The organism is Streptomyces sp. JLBG701, from assembly GCF_058544905.1.
Map to the genome: position 1 here is coordinate 3,821,494 of NZ_CM178588.1, position 18,521 is coordinate 3,840,014.

At 69.7% G+C, this 18,521-nt stretch carries 14 protein-coding genes; 6 read left to right on the forward strand and 8 right to left on the reverse strand.

The window, feature by feature from the left end:
* Nucleotides 1-202: 202 nt before the first annotated feature.
* The gene (gene ppdK / locus AC5DRG_RS17560) at nt 203-2,923 is read right to left on the reverse strand and encodes a pyruvate, phosphate dikinase (RefSeq protein ID WP_491811462.1); all 2,721 of its coding nucleotides are present in this window, start codon (nt 2,921-2,923) and stop codon (nt 203-205) included.
* Between the two features lie 404 nt (nt 2,924-3,327).
* Complete coding sequence (locus AC5DRG_RS17565; RefSeq protein ID WP_491811463.1) at nt 3,328-4,527, reverse strand: ROK family protein; 1,200 nt, start codon at nt 4,525-4,527, stop codon at nt 3,328-3,330.
* A gap of 119 nt (nt 4,528-4,646) precedes the next feature.
* Between AC5DRG_RS17565 and AC5DRG_RS17570 the strand changes: the two genes are divergently transcribed.
* From AC5DRG_RS17570 to AC5DRG_RS17580, 3 genes are all read left to right on the forward strand, one after another.
* A complete protein-coding gene (locus AC5DRG_RS17570; protein ID WP_491811464.1) occupies nt 4,647-6,146 on the forward strand; it encodes an MGH1-like glycoside hydrolase domain-containing protein in 1,500 nt (499 codons plus the stop codon).
* Nucleotides 6,143-8,080 (forward strand): amylo-alpha-1,6-glucosidase, encoded by a 1,938-nt coding sequence (locus AC5DRG_RS17575; protein WP_491811465.1) that lies wholly within the window; start codon nt 6,143-6,145, stop codon nt 8,078-8,080. Before AC5DRG_RS17570 ends, AC5DRG_RS17575 begins: the two co-directional genes overlap by 4 nt.
* 246 nt (nt 8,081-8,326) lie before the next feature.
* Nucleotides 8,327-10,129, forward strand: coding sequence for an alkaline phosphatase family protein (locus AC5DRG_RS17580; protein WP_491811466.1), 1,803 nt, complete (start codon nt 8,327-8,329; stop codon nt 10,127-10,129).
* A 215-nt stretch (nt 10,130-10,344) separates the two neighbouring features.
* Here AC5DRG_RS17580 and dusB read toward each other — a convergent pair whose 3' ends face one another.
* Nucleotides 10,345-11,478, reverse strand: a complete 1,134-nt coding sequence (gene dusB, locus AC5DRG_RS17585) for a tRNA dihydrouridine synthase DusB (protein WP_491813065.1) — start codon at nt 11,476-11,478, stop codon at nt 10,345-10,347.
* Nucleotides 11,479-11,578: 100 nt separating this feature from the next.
* Here dusB and AC5DRG_RS17590 point away from each other — a divergent pair, with 100 nt between their 5' ends.
* The gene (locus AC5DRG_RS17590; protein WP_491811467.1) at nt 11,579-13,036 is read left to right on the forward strand and encodes an MFS transporter; all 1,458 of its coding nucleotides are present in this window, start codon (nt 11,579-11,581) and stop codon (nt 13,034-13,036) included.
* 24 nt (nt 13,037-13,060) lie between these two features.
* Here the strand turns inward: AC5DRG_RS17590 and AC5DRG_RS17595 are convergent, their stop codons facing one another.
* Nucleotides 13,061-13,936, reverse strand: coding sequence for a helix-turn-helix transcriptional regulator (locus AC5DRG_RS17595; protein ID WP_491811468.1), 876 nt, complete (start codon nt 13,934-13,936; stop codon nt 13,061-13,063).
* A gap of 101 nt (nt 13,937-14,037) precedes the next feature.
* Between AC5DRG_RS17595 and AC5DRG_RS17600 the strand changes: the two genes are divergently transcribed.
* Complete coding sequence (locus tag AC5DRG_RS17600; protein WP_491811469.1) at nt 14,038-15,465, forward strand: MFS transporter; 1,428 nt, start codon at nt 14,038-14,040, stop codon at nt 15,463-15,465.
* 118 nt (nt 15,466-15,583) lie between these two features.
* Complete coding sequence (locus AC5DRG_RS17605) at nt 15,584-15,790, forward strand: hypothetical protein (RefSeq protein ID WP_491811470.1); 207 nt, start codon at nt 15,584-15,586, stop codon at nt 15,788-15,790.
* 36 nt (nt 15,791-15,826) lie between these two features.
* On the opposite strand, the gene AC5DRG_RS17610 is transcribed toward AC5DRG_RS17605, so the two are convergent.
* From AC5DRG_RS17610 to AC5DRG_RS17625, 4 genes are read right to left on the reverse strand one after another with little or no spacing between them, the layout of a single operon-like run.
* Nucleotides 15,827-16,204, reverse strand: a complete 378-nt coding sequence (locus tag AC5DRG_RS17610; protein WP_491811471.1) for a VOC family protein — start codon at nt 16,202-16,204, stop codon at nt 15,827-15,829.
* Nucleotides 16,205-16,224: 20 nt separating this feature from the next.
* Nucleotides 16,225-16,812 (reverse strand): TetR/AcrR family transcriptional regulator, encoded by a 588-nt coding sequence (locus tag AC5DRG_RS17615; RefSeq protein WP_491811472.1) that lies wholly within the window; start codon nt 16,810-16,812, stop codon nt 16,225-16,227.
* Between the two features lie 29 nt (nt 16,813-16,841).
* Nucleotides 16,842-17,849 (reverse strand): aldo/keto reductase, encoded by a 1,008-nt coding sequence (locus tag AC5DRG_RS17620; RefSeq protein WP_491811473.1) that lies wholly within the window; start codon nt 17,847-17,849, stop codon nt 16,842-16,844.
* Between the two features lie 49 nt (nt 17,850-17,898).
* Entirely contained in the window at nt 17,899-18,510 is a 612-nt protein-coding gene (locus AC5DRG_RS17625; protein ID WP_491811474.1) for a LysE family translocator, read from the reverse strand.
* Nucleotides 18,511-18,521 lie beyond the last annotated feature (11 nt).

Below are 18,521 nucleotides of genomic sequence, written 5' to 3' on the forward strand. Positions count from 1 at the left end.
AGAGGAACGTCCCGCGTTTCGAGGCACAGCTGACCCTCTTCACCGAGCTCGGCGAGTAGGCCACGCGAAAGGACGGCACCCCCGCACAGGGTGCCGTCCTCTCTCGGTGCGCCGGAGCCGCCGTCCATCGGTGGTGAGGGTCGGGGACGGACGACGGCTCCGGGGTCTGTGACCGGCGGCAGAGACCGGCCGGCCAGGTGATCTACCGGTGGTCGCTTCCCGTCGACTGCGAAGCCGCACGCCCCGCCTCAAGACGCGCCACCGGGATTCGGAACGGGGAGCAGGAGACGTAATCCAGGCCGACCTCGTGGAAGAAGTGGACCGACTCGGGGTCGCCGCCGTGTTCGCCGCAGACGCCGAGTTTGAGGTCGGGGCGGGTCTTGCGGCCCGCCTCGGCGGCCAGTTTGACCAGGGAGCCGACGCCGTCGCGGTCGATCGTCTCGAAGGGGGAGACGCCGAAGATGCCCTTCTCCAGGTAGGCCGTGAAGAACGAGGCCTCCACGTCGTCCCGGCTGAAGCCCCACACCGTCTGGGTGAGGTCGTTCGTGCCGAAGGAGAAGAACTCCGCCGCCTCGGCGATCTGACCGGCGGTCAGGGCGGCGCGCGGCAGCTCGATCATCGTGCCGATCGCCAGCTTCAGCTCCGTACCCGTCGCCGCCTCGACCTCCGCGATGACCTGGTCGGCCTCCTCGCGGACGATCTCCAGCTCCTGGACCGTGCCGACGAGCGGGATCATGATCTCGGCGCGCGGGTCGCCCTTGGCGCCCTTGCGCTCGGCGGCCGCCTCGGCGATCGCCCGTACCTGCATCGTGAACAGGCCGGGGATGACCAGGCCCAGGCGTACGCCGCGCAGGCCCAGCATCGGGTTCTGCTCGTGCAGCCGGTGGACCGCCTGCAGCAGGCGCAGCTCGTTCTCGTGCGGCTCCTGGCGGGACTCCGCGAGCGCGACACGGACCGAGAGCTCGGTGATGTCGGGCAGGAACTCGTGCAGCGGCGGGTCGAGCAGGCGGACGGTCACCGGGAGACCGTCCATCGCCGAGAACAGCTCGACGAAGTCCTGCTTCTGCAGCGGCAGCAGTTCCTTCAGGGACTCCTCGCGCTCGGCCTCCGTGTCGGCCAGGATGAGGCGCTCGACCAGCTCACGCCGGTCGCCCAGGAACATGTGCTCCGTGCGGCAGAGGCCGATCCCCTGAGCGCCGAAGCGACGCGCCCGCAGCGCGTCCTCGGCGTTGTCCGCGTTGGCCCGGACACGGAGACGACGCTTCCTGTCCGCGAACGCCATGATCCGGTGTACGGCCTCGACCAGTTCGTCGGCGTCGTGGGCGCCCGCGTGCATCCGGCCCTCGAAGTACTCGACGACCGGGGAGGGCACGACCGGGACCTCGCCCAGGTACACCTTGCCGGAGGAGCCGTCGATGGAGATGACGTCGCCCTCCTCCACCACGTGTCCGCCGGGGACCGTCATCCGGCGCCGCTTGGTGTCGACCTCGAGTTCCTCGGCGCCACAGACACAGGTCTTGCCCATGCCACGGGCGACAACGGCCGCGTGCGAGGTCTTGCCGCCGCGCGAGGTCAGGATGCCCTCCGCCGCGATCATGCCGTCGAGGTCGTCCGGGTTCGTCTCGCGGCGGACCAGGATCACCTTCTCGCCCGAACGCGACCACTTCACAGCGGTGTACGAGTCGAAGACCGCCTTGCCGACCGCCGCACCCGGCGAGGCCGCGATGCCCCGGCCGACCTGCTCGGCCTTCGCGTGCTCGTCGAAGCGGGGGAACATCAGCTGGGCCAGCTGGGCGCCGGTCACGCGCTGGAGGGCTTCCGCCTCGTCGATCAGGCCCTGGTCCACGAGCTGCGTGGCGATACGGAAGGCCGCGCCCGCCGTCCGCTTGCCGACGCGGGTCTGGAGCATCCACAGCTGCCCGCGCTCGATGGTGAACTCGATGTCGCAGAGATCCTTGTAGTGGTTCTCCAGGGTCTGCATGATCTGCATAAGCTGGTCATACGACTTCTTGTCGATCTCCTCCAGCTCCGCGAGCGGGACGGTGTTGCGGATGCCCGCCACCACGTCCTCGCCCTGGGCGTTCTGCAGGTAGTCGCCGTACACACCCTGGTGGCCGGAGGCCGGGTCCCTCGTGAACGCCACACCCGTGCCCGAGTCGGGGCCCAGGTTTCCGAAGACCATCGAGCAGACGTTGACGGCCGTGCCCAGGTCGCCGGGAATGCGCTCCTGGCGGCGGTAGAGCTTGGCCCGGTCGGTGTTCCAGGAGTCGAAGACCGCGTGAATGGCGAGGTCCATCTGCTCGCGCGGGTCCTGCGGGAAGTCCCGGCCGGCCTCGGTCTTGACGATCTTCTTGAACTTGGTGACGAGCTTCTTGAGGTCGGCCGCTTCGAGGTCCGTGTCGACGTTGACCTTCTTGGCCGCCTTCGCCGCCTCCAGCGCGTCCTCGAAGAGCTCGCCCTCGACGCCGAGGACGGTCTTGCCGAACATCTGGATCAGCCGGCGGTAGGAGTCCCAGGCGAAGCGCTCGTCGCCGGCCTGCTTGGCGAGGCCCTGGACCGACTTGTCGGAGAGGCCGATGTTGAGGACCGTGTCCATCATGCCCGGCATCGAGAACTTCGCACCGGAACGGACCGATACGAGGAGGGGGTTGTCGGCCTGGCCGAGCTTCTTGCCCATCGCCGTTTCGAGGGCGTCGAGGTGCGCACTCACCTCGTCACGGAGTGCCGCGGGCTCCTCGCCGCTGTCGAGGTAGGTCTTGCAGGCCTCGGTGGTGATCGTGAAGCCCGGAGGGACCGGGAGACCCAGGTTCGTCATCTCGGCGAGGTTCGCGCCCTTGCCGCCGAGGAGATCCTTGAGGTCCTTGTTGCCCTCGGTGAAGTCGTAAACGAACTTCGCTACGTGAGATTCTTTGTTTTCCGACACGGGTCTCGACTCCTCGAGGACTCGACGGCTGCCCTGACGGCCAGGAACATACCCAGATCGAAGGCGCCTGGGTACGTCCACTTGCACGTCATGCGTCTGTAACCACTCGTCCGCCAGTGGATCGAAAGTCAAAGCTTGGCAAGCGGTCGCCGCCGGATGTTTTCACTTCTTGAACACAGGAAGGGCCGCAAGACGGGTTCATTGCTCAAATGAGCGTCAATCCGCACGCCTGAGTTCGATCGATGAACGATCAAAGCATGGCACTCAGTGCCACCCTTTGGGAAGTGCAGTCGCCCAAGATCCGCTCACCTGAGCGCCACCCCTATCAAAGGTGGCGAGAATCACGCTTCCACACCCGGCCGGATTTCACCATGCGGACGGGTATCCGGACGGAAACGCGGACGTCACATGCCCAACGCGAGCAGCCGCTGCTCGGCCCGCTCGGGCGCGTACAAGTACTCAACGACCAGCGCACCCGCCCCCACCAGCCCCGCCCGCTCCCCGAGCAGCGACGTGACCACCTCCAGGCGGGCCGTGGAGCGCGGCAGCGCCCGCTGGTACAGCAACTCCCGTACGCCCGTGAGGAAGGGGGTTCCGGCCAAATCTCCCGCGATCATCAGAACCCCGGGGTTCAGCAGCGTCACCACGGTCGCCAAAACGTCCCCCACACTGCGCCCGGCCTCCCGCGCGAACGCCGTCGCCTCCGGATGCCCGGCCGCCAGCAGATCCCGCACATCCGAGCCGGACGCCGCCGGCATCCCGGCCTCGGCCAGCCGCCGCGCCACGGCGCCGCCGCTCGCGACGGCGGCGAGACAGCCGTAGGAACCGCAACGGCACCGCGCCTCGGCGCCCACCCTGATGTGCCCGATGTCGCCCGCGCCGCCGTCGATGCCCCGGTAGATGGTGCCGCCGACCACGACCCCGGCGCCGATACCGGTGGACACCTTGACCAGCATGAACGCGGAGCAGTCCGGGTAGGCGGTGCGCTGTTCGCCGTACGCCATGAGGTTCGCGTCGTTGTCGACGAGCACGGGCACCACCTGGCCGGCCCCGGTGTGCTCGGTGAATGATCTGGCCAGGCGGGACCTTATGTCGTAGCCGTCCCAGCCGGGCATGATCGGCGGCTGCACTACGCGGCCGGTGTCGCTGTCGACCGGGCCCGGCACCGCGAGGCCGATGCCGCAGACCTCCTCCGCCCGGTGTCCGGCCTTCTCCAGGAGCTCGGCGAACCAGCGGCCGAGTTCGCCCAGTACGGCGTCGGGGCCGTCCTCGATCACCAGCGTGCCGGAGTGCTCGGCGTGGATCTCGCCGGTGAGGGAGAGGACCGCCGCGCGCGCGTGCCGAGTGTCGAGGTCGGCGGCGAGGACGACCGCGTGGTCGTCGTCGAATTCCAGGGTGATGGAGGGACGGCCGCCCAGCGGGGAGTCCACGGGCCCGCCCGCGCCCTCGCGCAGCCAGCCCGCGCGGAAGAGGCGGTCGAGGCGCTGTCCGACGGTCGCGCGCGAGAGTCCCGTCACCTGTTGGAGTGCACCGCGCGTGGTCGCCCGCCCGCTTCGTACCAGTTCGAGCAGATCTCCGGCGCTCGCCTGCCCTCGTCCGGCCATGCGCACCCCCTTGTGTTTCTCAAGCTTGCATTACATATTGAGTTTTGCGTGTTAAATAGACGTAACCCTACGGTAGCTACAGCCGAACCGATCGGCAGGACGTCTTCGGGGAGCCCTGAGTGGACCGCACAACCCAGCTCACCGCCCGCGACACGGGTCACTTCAATCCCGTACGCACCATTTCCTCACCCCCTTTCCCCACCCATGGTGAGGTGACCGGCCCGGGGGGCATTGCATACGATCCGGGCGCGACGACACATTCGGCGAAACATTCGCTGCACGTCAGGGCGGCTCGGGTGCTCGAAGACAACTGGACCGGCAGCTCCACGGTGCCCTCACGCGGTCTGTACCCGCACCAGTGGTCCTGGGACTCCGCGTTCATCGCGATCGGCCTGCGGCACCTGTCGCCGCTGCGGGCGCAGACGGAGCTGGAGACGCTGCTCGACGCCCAGTGGGGCGACGGACGTATCCCGCACATCGTCTTCAATCCCTCCGTACCGCTCGACGCGTACTTCCCGAGCCCCGACTTCTGGCGCTCCTCGACCGCGGGGCGCGCTGCGGGCGCCCCGCGCACCGTACAGACGTCCGGCATCGTGCAGCCACCGGTCCACGCACTGGCCGCCTGGCTGGTGCACCGCGCCGACCCGGGGCTCTCCCGCGCGCGCGGGTTCCTCGCCCGGGTGTACCCCCGGCTGGCCGCCTGGCACCGGTATCTGCTGCACCGCCGTGACCTGGGCGGGGGCGGGCTCGCGTCCGTCGTCCACCCCTGGGAACAGGGTATGGACAACAGCCCCTGCTGGGACGCCCCGCTCTCCCGCATCACCCCCGCCCCGGCCCGCTCCTTCCGCCGCGCCGACCTCGACCACGGGGCTCCCGAGGACCGGCCCACGGACCTGGACTACGGCCGTTACGTGCGCCTGGCGACGGACTACCGGGACGCCGACTACGCGGACGGGACGAGCGAGTTCGCGGTGGAGGACCCCGCCTTCAACGCCCTGCTCATCGCGTCGGAGCACGCGCTGGCCCGGATCGCCTGCGAACTGGGCGCGACCGGCACGGCCCGGCACGCGCGCGCGGAGCGGCTCACGGGCGTCCTCATCGACCGCCTGTGGGACCCGGCCGAGGGGATGTTCTTCTGCCGTGACGTGCGCGGCGGCGCCCTCATCCCCGAGCGCAGCGTCTCCGGGCTGATCCCGCTGCTCCTGCCCACACTCCCCCGCGACATCGCCACGGCCCTCGTGAACACGCTCTCGGGACCGCACTTCGGGGAGGGCACCCGGCTCGTCCCCAGCTACGACCTGCTCGGCGAGGCCTTCGACCCGCACCGCTACTGGCGCGGCCCGGCCTGGTTCAACACCGGCTGGCTGGTGGAGCGCGGGCTGCGGACACACGGCGAGCGGGACCGCGCCGACGCGCTCCGGGAAGCGGTGCTGGACATCGCGGACACCTCCGGTTTCGCGGAGTACGTCGACCCGTACAGCGGCGAGGCATGCGGCGCGACCGGCTTCGGCTGGACCGCGGCCCTGGCCCTCGACCTGCTGCACGACCGGCCCATGCACGAACAGCTCACGTTCGGCACAAGCGACGTCACGGAGATCAAGGGAGGGGACCGGGGATGACGGACCGGCATCATCTGCTCGTGCACGGCGGGACGTTCGCCGCCGTCGGCGACGGCGGCGACATCAGCGGCGTACGGGGCGGCAGTTCCCCGGACGGATTATTCGTGCGGGACGCCCGGCACCTGAGCCGCTGGCAGTTGACCGTCGACGGCGCGGTGCCCGAGGCGCTCTCGCCGGTCGCGGACGGGGACACCGCACGCTGTGTGCTCGTCCCGCGCGGCGGGCGCCAGGAGCCGCCCGCTTACACGCTCTTCCGTGAACAGGCCGTCGGCGACGGGGCGTTCGTCGAGTCGCTCCGGGTGACCAGCAACCGCCCGGTGCCGACGACGGTCCGCATCGCGCTCACCGTGGACGCCGACTTCACTGACCAGTTCGAACTGCGCTCGGACCACCGCACGTACACGAAAATAGGAGCCACCCGAACCCGCCAAGTCCTCGACGACGGCGTGGAGTTCGGATACCAGCGAGGCGAGTGGCGGTCCGTCACCACAGTGACGGCGGATCCCGCGCCGGACGGCGTAGAGGAGACGGGCACGGGCGCCCGCCGCCTCGTCTGGACCCTGGACCTGGAACCGCACGGCACGGCCGAGCTGGCCCTGCGCGTCATGGCCCGCCCGCACGGCGACAAGCGGACCCTGCGTGTGCCCAGCTCCCCCGCCGCGCTCAACGAACAACTCCTGGCCCTGGAGGGCGAGTTCGTGGAGGGCGTGGCCTTCCCGACCGGCTGGCCCGAGCTGGCGGCGGCCTGCGCCCGCGGCCTGTCGGACCTCGCCTCGCTCCAGGTCCCGGCGAAGGGCCTGGACGGCGAGGAGGTCCGCGTCCCGGCGGCGGGGGCTCCATGGTTCCTCACCCTGCTGGGTCGGGATGCGCTGCTGACTTCGTTGTTCTCGCTCCCGTACCGCCCCCAACTGGCCGCAGCCACACTCCCCGCGCTCGCCGCGACCCAGGCGACCGACGTCGGCGCGGACTCGGTCGCCCAGCCCGGCAAGATCGTGCACGAGGTGCGGCACGGTGAGCTCGCGCACTTCGGGCAGGTGCCGTACGGCCGTTACTACGGCTCGGTGGACGCGACCCCGCTCTTCCTCGTCCTCCTCGGGGCGTACGTCGAACACACCGGCGACACGGCACTGGCCCGCCGCCTTGAGCCCAACGCCCGCGCCGCCGTCAACTGGATGCTCGACCACGGCGGCCTCACCTCCCGCGGCTATCTGGTCTACCGAGCCGACCAGGGCGGCCTCGCCAACCAGAACTGGAAGGACTCCCCCGGCGCCATCTGCTCGGCCGACGGCACCCGCGCAAGCGGCCCGGTGATGGCGGCGGGGGCCCAGGGGTACGCGTACGACGCCCTGCGCCGCACCGCGCACGTCGCCCGTACGGTGTGGGACGACGAGGTCTACGCGGCCCTCCTTGAGCAGGCGGCCGGCGATCTGCGCGACCGTTTCCAGCGGGACTTCTGGATGCGGGATCACTCCTTCCCGGCCCTCGCTCTGGACGGCGACGGCAACCAGGTCGACGCGCTGGCCTCGGACGCCGGGCATCTGCTCTGGTCGGGGCTGCTGGACAAGGAGTACGGCGAGCTGGTGGGCCGGCGGCTGCTGGAGCCGGACTTCTTCTCCGGGTGGGGCGTGCGGACGCTGGCGTCCGGGCAGGCGGCGTATCACCCCCTCTCGTATCACCGGGGTTCGGTGTGGCCGCATGACAACGCGCTGATCACGCTGGGGTTGGCGCGGTATGGGCTGCATGACGAGGCTCGTACGGTCGCTCACGCGCTGGTGGATGCGGCGACTGCTACCGGGCATCGGCTGCCCGAAGTGCTTGCGGGGTATGGGCGGGATACGCATGGAGAGCCGGTGCCGTATCCGCATGCGTGTGTACGGGAATCTCGGTCGGCGTCCGCTCCGTTGGCGCTGCTTACTGCGGTGGGCGGGGCGTAGTCGTTTGGGCGCCGGGCCGGTGGGGGCTGGTCGCGCAGTTCCCCGCGCCCCTTAGCGGCGCTGGTGTGCACCGGAGTTGACTGGTCCCGTCTGGTTGACGAGGCGTTTGCGCGGTGTTTGCCGAGCGGTGGGGCGTAGTGGCTGAACACTGCCCTGGGACCGGCCGTACGACATGACGGCGGGTCCCCAGCCTCCCCAGCGTGGCCCGCCGCTCCGTTTCACGGGCCAGCACGGAAGGACCTTCGGGTGCCTGTCTTCACGCGCAATCGTCAACTGCCGGACACGAAGGACGAGACCGCCGCTGTCGAGGCGGAGATGACCACGTCCGAAGACAAGGCACTACCCGCCCCCACCCCCACTCCATCTGCCCTCAAGTCCCGGCTCGCCCACTGGCGCAGCTGGCGCACCCGGCACCCTGTCGCCGCCCGCAACCTCCGGTGGACGACCACCGCCCTGGCGGCCGTCCTCGTCCTCGGCGCGCTGCTGCTGCCGAACACCTACGGCGCGCTGCATCTCAACCGGTTCACGCGGTTGCCGGCGGAGGCGATCGTCGGGGCCGTGCTGGCGTTGTGGCTGCCGAGGCGGCCTCGGGTGGTGCTGGCGGTGGTGGCCGGGGTGAGTCTCGGGGTGCTGACCGTACTGAACCTGCTCGACATGGGCTTCCAGGAATACCTAGGCCGGGGCTTCAACCTCGTCCTGGACTGGGAGTTGCTCGACGACGCGCAGGCGTACGTGGCGGACTCGCTGGGCGGGACGACGGCTCTCGCGGCGACCGTCGGTCTGGTCGTCCTGGTCCTCCTCCTGCTCGTCGTCATGGCCCTGTCGACGGTCCGGCTGAGCGACCTGCTCGCCCGTAACGCCCCGGTGGCGACCAAGGCCACGCTCGTCGCCGGGACCGTGTGGATCACCTGCTCGGCGGTCGGGCTCCAGATCGCCGGGGTGCCGTTCGCGTCGGACCGTGCGGTGAGTGCGCTCACGATTCAGGCGCGGCGGGTGCAGGACACGTTGCGGGACGAGGCGGCGTTCGCGAAACAGGCCAAGGCCGACGCGTTCGGGGCGACGCCGGGGGCCGAGCTGGTGCCCGATCTGCGGGGCAAGGACGTCATCTTCACGTTCATCGAGAGTTACGGCCGCAGCGCGATCGAGGATCCGGAGATCGCGCCGGGTGTGGACCAGACCCTGGAGACGAGTGACGCGGCCCTCGCGAAGGCCGGCTTCCAGGCGAAGAGCGGCTGGCTCACGTCGGCGACGTACGGCGGGAGCAGTTGGCTGGGACACTCCACCACCATGTCGGGCCTGTGGATCGACAACCAGCAGCGCTACCGCACCGTCATGTCCAGCGACCACCTCAGCCTCACCAAGGCCTTCCAGAAGACCGGCGCCTGGGACACGGTCGGTGTCATGCCGGGTATCCAGAAAGGCTGGCCCGAGCAGAAGTACTACGGCCTCGACAAGGTCTACAACGCCTTCCAACTCGGCTACCAGGGACCGAAGTTCAGCTGGTCGACGATGCCGGACCAGTACACCCTGGAGGCCTTCCAGCGGCAGGTCCACGGCAAGAAGCGCGACAAGCCGCTGATGTCGGAGATCATCCTCACCTCCAGCCACCAACCGTGGGCCCCCATCCCGAAGATGGTCGACTGGGACGACCTGGGCGACGGCTCGATCTTCGACGCCATCCAGAAGGCGGGCAAGAACCCGGCGGACATAGTCACCGACTCCACCAAGTCCAAGCAGGAGTACGGCAAGTCCATCCAGTACTCGGTCACCAGCCTCACCCAGTGGCTGGAGCGCTACGGCACCGACGACACGGTCCTCGTCTTCCTCGGCGACCATCAGCCGATCGCCCGCGTGAGCGGCGCGAAGGCCAGCCGAGATGTACCGATCTCGATAGTCGCCAAGGACCCAAAGGTGCTGGACAAGATCGCATCCTGGAACTGGACGGACGGCCTGAAGCCCGCCCACAACGCCCCGGTCTGGAAAATGAGCGCCTTCCGAGACCGCTTCCTTACGGCGTACGGCTCGACGCCACACCCTTCAGCGGACTGACCAACGCCGGGTTACCTCGCCCCCGCCGCCCCCCTACCCGTCCCATCCCTGGAGCTCCGCCCCAGACCCCGCTCCTCAAACGCCGGAGGGGCTAAGTTTTTCAGCCCGTCCGGCGTTTGAGGACGAGGCCCGTTCAGGGCCGACAGCGGGGGTCTGGGGGCGCAGCCCCCAGGGATGGGACGGGTAGGGGCGGCGGGGGCGAGAAAAACCCGGCGTCACCCCCCGGACGTGTCCAGCTCCGCGTCCTCCCCGATCCCCGCGCAGTCGTACGGATCCTTCAGCCAACCCTCCGGCAGAACCACCCTGTTGTTACCCGACGTCCGACCACGAGGCCCATCCGCACCCACAGGCCAAGCCTGGTCAAGGTCCAACTCGTCCAAGCCTCCCCGGAGTTCCTCCAGCGAAGACGTGATCGCCAGCCGCTTACGCATCTCCGAGCCGACCGCGAAACCCTTCAGGTACCAGGCGACATGCTTACGGAAGTCGATGACGCCACGCGCCTCGTCGCCGATCCACTCGCCGAGGAGGGTGGCATGGCGGACCATGATGTCCGCGACCTCGCGAAGAGTCGGCGCTGCGACGTCGGAGTCGCGCCCCTCGAACACCGCCACGAGGTCCGCGAACAGCCACGGCCGCCCCAGGCACCCACGCCCGACCACAACCCCGTCGCACCCGGTCTCCCGCACCATCCGCACCGCATCCTGAGCCGACCAGATGTCCCCGTTACCGAGAACCGGAATCTCCGGAACGTGTTCCTTCAGACGGGCGATGGCATCCCAGTCGGCCGTACCGCCGTAGTGCTGGGCGGCAGTGCGCCCGTGCAGGGCGATGGCCGTAACGCCCTCCTCCACAGCGATGCGCCCGGCGTCGAGGTACGTGATGTGGTCGTCGTCGATGCCCTTGCGCATCTTCATCGTGACCGGCAGATCCCCGGCGCCCGACACCGCCTCCCGCAGGATCGCCCGCAACAGGTTCCGCTTGTACGGCAGCGCCGAGCCGCCGCCCTTCCGCGTCACCTTCGGAACAGGGCAGCCGAAGTTCAGGTCGATGTGATCAGCGAGCCCTTCCTCCGCGATCATGCGCACGGCCTTGCCCACCGTCGCCGGATCGACCCCGTACAGCTGAATCGAGCGAGGCGTCTCGCTCGCGTCGAAGTGGATCAGCTGCATGGTCTTCTCGTTGCGCTCGACCAACGCCCGGGTCGTGATCATCTCGCTCACGAACAGACCTTTGCCGCCGCTGAACTCCCGGCACAGGGTGCGGAAGGGCGCGTTGGTGATCCCGGCCATGGGGGCCAGGACGACGGGCGGCTGGACGTTGTGCGGGCCGATCCGCAGGGTCGAGTTCATGGTGGACGTGAGCGTGGGCATCCCCCCATTGTGCCGTGTGGCGGATTCGATGGAAGTCATTAGTTAGCCGCACTATCGAAATCGGCGTACGATGGTCCGCATGCCCGAGCTCAGCCATCGCCGCCGCATGCTGGTTCTCGCGATCTGCTGTATGAGCCTGCTGATCGTGAGCCTCGACAACACGATCCTGAACGTCGCCCTGCCGACGATGCAGCAGGACCTCAACTCCAGCCTCGCCGGCCTCCAGTGGACGATCGACGCCTACACCCTCGTACTCGCCGCCCTGCTGATGCTCGCCGGCTCGACCGCGGATCGCATCGGCCGCAAGCGGATCTTCATCGCCGGCCTGGTCGTCTTCACCATCGGCTCGGCCCTGTGCTCCGTCGCCCCGAACCTGGAGGCGCTCGTCGCCTTCCGCATGGTGCAGGCGGTCGGCGGCTCGATGCTGAACCCGGTCGCCATGTCGATCATCACCAACACCTTCACCGACCCGCGTGAGCGCGCCCGCGCGATCGGCGTGTGGGGTGGCGTCGTCGGCATCTCGATGGCGGCCGGGCCGCTGGTCGGCGGGCTGCTCGTGGACTCCGTGGGCTGGCGCTCGATCTTCTGGGTCAACATCCCGGTGGGCGTGGCCGCCCTGCTCCTCACCCTCCGCTACATCCCCGAGTCCCGCGCCCCCAAGGCCCGCCGCCCCGACCCGGTCGGCCAGATCCTGGTGATCGCCCTGTTCGGCTCGCTGACGTACGCGATCATCGAGGCCCCGGCCTCCGGCATCACCAAGATCCTCCCCCTCGCCGCACTCGCGCTCGCCGCCCTGATCGGCCTCCTGTGGTACGAGCCCCGGCGCGACGAACCCCTCATCGACCTGCGCTTCTTTCGCTCGGCACCCTTCAGCGGGGCCACGGTGATCGCGATCAGCGCGTTCGCGTCGCTCGGCGGCTTCCTCTTCCTCTCGACGCTGTATCTGCAGAACGTGCGTGGCCTGGACGCCCTGCACGCGGGCCTGTGGATGCTCCCGATGGCCGTCCCGACCTTCCTGTGCGCGCCGCTCTCCGGCCGCCTGGTCGGCAACCGCGGCCCGCGTATCTCCCTCGTGATCGCGGGCCTGGCGATGACGGTGAGCGGCGTCCTGTTCGCCGCGTTCGAGGCCGAGACGTCCGACACCACGCTCTTCCTCGGGTACGTCCTCTTCGGCATCGGCTTCGGCTTCGTGAACGCCCCCATCACCAACACCGCCGTCTCCGGCATGCCCCGCGCCCAGGCCGGCGTGGCCGCCGCGGTCGCCTCGACCAGCCGCCAGCTCGGGCAGACGCTGGGCGTCGCCGTGATCGGCGCGGTGTTGGCGGCGGGGGTGGGCGCGTCGTCGTACAAGGACGTCTTCGTGTCGGCGGCCCAGCCCGGCTGGTGGATCATCGCCGGCTGCGGTCTGGCGGTCCTCGTACTGGGCGCCCTGACCTCGGGTCAGTGGGCCCGCCGCACGGCCGAACGCACGGCCCGCCGCCTGGAGACAACGGAGGTCCGGGAAGCAACCGAGGTCGCCCCGGCGCAGGCGGGTTAGGGCCGGACAGGCCCTGGTTCACGGTCAGGGTGACTCGGCGACGGCGAACGCGTACAGCTTCTCCAGGCGTTCGCGTGTCTCCTCGTCGGCGGGGACGTACGTCACCATGCGGAAGTCCAGGTCCGGGGCGAGCCACAGGTCGGTGTGGTCGAGGGTGAGCGGGCCGACGTACGGGTTGCGGAACTCCTTGGTCTTGCTGCGGGAGCCGATCACCTCGTAGCGCTGCCAGATCTCGCAGAACTCCGGTGACTCCGCCGTCAGCCGCTTGAGCATCATCTTCCAGGCGGGTTCGCCGAGATGGGAGGCGAGGGAGGCGCGCAGCTTGGCGGCCATCACGCGCATGACCTCGTCGAGGTGGACGACCGCCGAACGCCACTGCGGGTTCGTGTAGATGAGGAGCATGAGGTTGCGGTCCTCGGGCGGTACGGCGTCGAGGTCGCCCAGGAGGCGGGCGTAGGTGCGGTTGTAGGCGAGGATGTCGTAGCGGCTGTTCTGGATGAACGCCGGGATCGGGTCCAGGGCGGTCAGCAGCTCCTGCACCGGCGGCGAGAGGACCGGGCAGCTCGCGGCGGGCGTGGGGTCGACGGCTCCGGCCAGCTGGAAGAGGTGGGCGCGCTCGCTCGCGTCGAGCAGCAGGGTGCGGGCCAGGGCGTCGAGGACCTGCTCGGAGACCTGGATGTCGCGGGCCTGTTCGAGCCAGGTGTACCAGGTGACGCCGACGGCGGAGAGCTGGGCGACCTCCTCGCGCCGCAGCCCGGGCGTACGCCGCCGGCGACCACGCGGCAGCCCCACCTGCTCCGGCGTGATCCGCTCACGGCGGCTGCGCAGGAAGGTGGCGAGCTCGTGCCGCCGGATCTGCGAATCGCGCCGCTGCGGGGTCTCCTGGACCATGGTCGTCATACCTCCAAGCCTGCCGCCGCCCGGACCCTGTTTCCAGGTACTGCTTCTACCAGGATAAGAACACTCTGGTACCTGCCTGAGCGCGGGAGCAGTCTGTCACCGTGACCGAAACCACCGCGACACCCACCGTCCGCACACCGACGGCACCGCCCTCGCTCGGCGGCCTCGGACTGTTCACCGTGCTGCTCGGCGCGGCCCTGCCCCTCATCGACTTCTTCATCGTCAACGTCGCGCTGCCCACCATCGGTTCCGACCTCGCGGCCGGCGAGTCCGTCCTCGAACTCGTCGTCGCCGGGTACGGGGTCGCGTACGCCGTCCTCCTCGTCCTGGGCGGCCGCCTCGGCGACCTCTTCGGCCGACGACGCCTGTTCCTCGGCGGCATGGCGGCCTTCGGCGTCACCTCGCTGGCGTGCGGGCTCGCGCCCACCGCCTGGACGCTGGTGGCGGCCCGGGTCGCCCAGGGCGCGGCTTCCGCCGCGATGCTCCCGCAGGTGCTGGCCACCATCCAGTCGGCGACCGCGGGTCCGCGCCGCGCGAAGGCGATGAGCCTGTACGGCGCGACGGCCGGCCTGTCGATGGTGCTGGGCCAGATCCTCGGCGGAGTCCTGGTCGCGGCGGACATAGCGGGTACGGGCTGGCGCGCGGTGTTCCTGGTGAACGTACCGGTGGTGCTGCTGGGCTTGTTCCTGGCGGCCCGCGCGGTCCCGGAAACCCGCTCCCAGCACCCGGAACCGGTGGACGCCCCCGGTACGATCCTCCTCGCGGCAGCCCTCCTCTCTCTCCTCGCCCCGCTCACGGAGGGCCGGTCGGCGGGCTGGCCACTGTGGACCTGGCTGTCGCTGGCCGCGTTCCCGGTCGTGGCGGCGGGCTTCTACGCGGTGGAGCGCCGGGCGGACCGCCAGGGCCGTACGCCACTGGTGCCGCCGAGCCTGTTCGCGCTGGTGTCGCTGCGCCGGGGCCTGGTGATGATCGTGCCGTTCTCGATCGGCTTCAGCGGCTTCATGTTCGTGATCGCGGTCGCCCTGCAACAGGGCGCGGGCCTCGGCCCGGTCCCGGCGGGGCTGACACTGGCCCCCATGGCGGTGGTGTTCTTCGCCGTCTCACTCGCCGGCCCACGTCTCGTGGCCCGCTACGGCACCCGCGTGGTCACGGCGGGCTCGGCCGTCCAGGCGGCGGGCGTCGGCCTGATGGCACTGGCCGCCTGGCACTCCTGGCCGGACCTCGGCATCGTCGAACTCCTCCCCGGAGCGGCACTCGCCGGAGCGGGCCAGGCACTCCAACTCCCGGTCCTCTTCCGCATCGTCCTCTCGGAGATACCCCCGGCCCGCGCGGGAGTAGGCAGCGGCGTGATGATCACCATCCAACAGTCGTCCCTGGCCCTGGGCGTGGCAACCCTGGGCACCCTGTTCCTGTCCCTGATCCCACACTTGGGCATGCGAGACGCCCTGGTGACGACACTCGCGGCGCAACTGGCGGGGGTGGCACTAACGGGACTGCTGAGCCTGCGCTTGCCGCGAACGGTGGGCTGATTCCCGTCACGATTCGACGACTCGGCGAAATCGCATGCGAACTAGCTGTGAAGTACCCCCTGTTGATGTTGGTCATGCTGCACACTCCTCCTTGACCTCACTGGACGCTGGAGGCGTCATGCCGCAGATCACCACGAGCAAGGTAAGCCGCTGGGACCAGCACGGCCGCGAACACATCGTCCGCGTGGAACGCACCGGAGCACAGCGCCTGATCAGCTGCGACACCTGCGGCTGGCGCAAGAAGACCCAGTTCCTGCCCTGGCTGAAGGCGGAGGAACACTTGGCGGAGGCCCACCAGGCGACGGTGGATCCGAGCGAGGGGTAGAGCTGGGCGCAGTGTTCTGAGGCGGTTGTTCCGCCCTCAATGCCGGACCAGGCAGAACGGATGCCCCGCCGGGTCGGCGAAGATGCGCCAACTCCTGCCCTCGGAACCGCCGTCCAAGACCGTCGCGCCCCGGGCCAGTACCTGCTCCTGGGCCCGGTCCAGGTCCGCGACGCCGAAGTCCAGGTGGAACTGCTGGGGTCGGGCCGGGTCAGGCCACGCGGGCGGCTGATAGTCCGCCGCCCGCTGGAAGGCGAGGACGAGACCGGGCGGCGTGTGCAAGGTCGCCCAGTCATCGCCGAGCGCCCACCGCGGGTCCGGCTGATTGAGGGTCCCGCCGAGCAGCGACTGGTAGAACTCCGCGAGCTCTACCGGGTCGGAGCAGTCCAGTACGACGCACTGCAGGTCAGCGATCATGGGCGGATCCTAGCCACCGCTTAAGCCTTCAGCCCCCGTACCAGCAGATCTACGACCGCCTCGAACTCCTCCTCGATCCCCGGGCGTTCCCAGCTGGGCGCGTACGCGGGGTCGTGGAAGCGGGCCGTGGCGCTGAAGACCGCGCCTGCCGCGGTTGGCGGGTCGGTGACGGTGAAGGTGCCCGCGCTCGCACCGTCCTCGATGATGCGGGCCAGCTGATCGGTCAGGTCGGTCAGGTGGGCGCCGACCGCCTCGCCGTTCTCGCCGGCCAGCACGGTGTACGTGGCGAACAGCTCGGGGTCACCCCCCGCCTTGCGGCGCTTGGCGTCGAACAGCGCGGCGAGCCAGTCGCGCAGGCGGGTCTCCGGGTCGCGGTCCTCGGCGACGATGCCGGCCAACGCGTCGGACGTACGGTCCAGCCAGCGCTTCGTGACCGCCTCCCGCAGCACCGCCTTCGTGCGGAAGTGCCGGTAGACACTGCCATGGCTGACGCCGAGCGCGCGGGCCACGTCGACCACGGTGGCCTTGGCCGGGCCGTGGCGGCGCAGCACCTCCTCGGTCGCTTCGAGGATGCGCTCGGCGGTCAGGGTCTCGTTCGGGGGTGCCATGGCCTAGACCGTACCCGGCACGATGGTCACTACTTGCTGCCCAGGTGGGACATCTGCGCGGCCGGGTAACGGTCGCCCGCCGCCGCGTCCGCCGGCACGGCCCGCTCGATCGCGGCCAGGTCCGCCTCGTCGAGCGTGACGTCGAGGGCACCGAGCGACTCCGACAGCCGCTCCCGGGTCCGCGCACCGACCAGCGGCACGATGTCCTCGCCGCGGGAGAGAACCCAGGCGATCGCGATCTGCGCGACGGAGACGCCCTTCTGCTCGGCGATCTTCCGCAGCGCGTCGACCAGGGTCAGGTTGTGCTGGAGGTTCTCCCCTTGGAAGCGGGGCGAGAACGCCCGGAAGTCGTTCGCGGCGAGCTGCCGGTCGGCGGTGAAGTGGCCGGAGATCAGCCCCCGGGACAGCACCCCGTACGCGGTGATGGAGATGCCCAGCTCACGGGTGGTCGGCAGGATCTCGGCCTCGATGCCGCGCGAGATGAGGGAGTACTCGATCTGCAGGTCGGAGATCGGTGCGGTGGCGGCGGCCCGGCGGATCGTGTCGGCGCCGACCTCGCTCAGGCCGATGTGACGGACGTACCCCTTCTCGACGAGCTCGGCGATCGCGCCGACCGTCTCCTCGATCGGTACGTCGGGGTCGGCCCGGGCGATCCGGTAGACGTCGATGTGGTCGACGCCGAGGCGCTGGAGGGAGTACGCGGCGAAGTTCTTCACCGCCGCCGGGCGGCCGTCGTAGCCGACCCAACTGCCCTCCGGGTCACGCAGCGCGCCGAACTTCACGCTGACCAGCGCCTTTTCGCGCCGGGCGGCGGGCGCGGCGCGCAGGGCCTCGCCGATCAGCATCTCGTTGTGGCCCATGGCGTAGAAGTCGCCGGTGTCGAGCAGGGTCACGCCCGCGTCGAGGGCGGCGTGGATGGTGGCGATGGACTCGGTCCGGTCGGCGTCGCCGTACAACGCGGACATGCCCATGCAGCCCAGGCCCAGGGCGGAGACCTGGGGGCCGGTGGTTCCGAGGGTTCGGGTTTGCATCGTCATGACACCAACCATGGCATGACAGCTGACAGATTTCAATATCTGTCAGCTGTCATCTGTCAGTCGTGGCCAGCTTCGCCCCCAGCAGCACGAACGACCCCGCGAAACTCCGCCGCAGCCACGTCATGACAAGCGGGCGCGAGATGACGTGACTGCGAACCGACGCCGCAAGCACCCCGTACACAGCGAAGACGACAAACGTCACCAGCATGAAAACGCCGCTCAGCGCCAGCATCCGTGGCAGCGCGTGCGGCTCGGCCGGGTTCACGAACTGGGGAAGGAACGCGAAGAAGAAGATCGTCAGTTTCGGGTTGAGGATGTTGATCAGAACGGCACGGACGATCACCCCGCCCGCCGAACGCGGCGCTGCCCCCTCGTCCACGGTGATCGCCTCCCGGTCCCGCAGCGTGGCGAACGCCATGTAGAGGAGGTAGGCGACACCCGCGTACTTCAGGACCTGGAAGGCGGTGGCACTGGCGTTGAGCAGGGCAGCGAGGCCGGTGATCGTGGCCAGCATGTGCGGGACGATCCCGAGCGTGCAGCCGAGGGCGGCGACGACACTCGCCCGCCGACCCCGGGAGAGGCCGGCCGCGAGGGTGTAGACGACGCCGGTGCCGGGGGTGGCGACCACGACAAGGGTGGTCAGCAGGAACGCGATGCTCATGCCGTCACCCT

What these genes read in the sequence shown, in the direction of transcription:
- AC5DRG_RS17610 (WP_491811471.1), bottom strand. Translation starts at nt 16,204, where the DNA reads ATGATCGCTGACCTGCAGTGCGTCGTACTGGACTGCTCCGACCCGGTA.
- AC5DRG_RS17605 (WP_491811470.1), top strand. Translation starts at nt 15,584, where the DNA reads ATGCCGCAGATCACCACGAGCAAGGTAAGCCGCTGGGACCAGCACGGC.
- dusB (WP_491813065.1), bottom strand. Translation starts at nt 11,478, where the DNA reads ATGAACTCGACCCTGCGGATCGGCCCGCACAACGTCCAGCCGCCCGTC.
- AC5DRG_RS17565 (WP_491811463.1), bottom strand. Translation starts at nt 4,527, where the DNA reads ATGGCCGGACGAGGGCAGGCGAGCGCCGGAGATCTGCTCGAACTGGTA.
- AC5DRG_RS17620 (WP_491811473.1), bottom strand. Translation starts at nt 17,849, where the DNA reads ATGACGATGCAAACCCGAACCCTCGGAACCACCGGCCCCCAGGTCTCC.
- AC5DRG_RS17590 (WP_491811467.1), top strand. Translation starts at nt 11,579, where the DNA reads ATGCCCGAGCTCAGCCATCGCCGCCGCATGCTGGTTCTCGCGATCTGC.
- AC5DRG_RS17595 (WP_491811468.1), bottom strand. Translation starts at nt 13,936, where the DNA reads ATGACGACCATGGTCCAGGAGACCCCGCAGCGGCGCGATTCGCAGATC.
- AC5DRG_RS17625 (WP_491811474.1), bottom strand. Translation starts at nt 18,510, where the DNA reads ATGAGCATCGCGTTCCTGCTGACCACCCTTGTCGTGGTCGCCACCCCC.
- AC5DRG_RS17615 (WP_491811472.1), bottom strand. Translation starts at nt 16,812, where the DNA reads ATGGCACCCCCGAACGAGACCCTGACCGCCGAGCGCATCCTCGAAGCG.
- AC5DRG_RS17575 (WP_491811465.1), top strand. Translation starts at nt 6,143, where the DNA reads ATGACGGACCGGCATCATCTGCTCGTGCACGGCGGGACGTTCGCCGCC.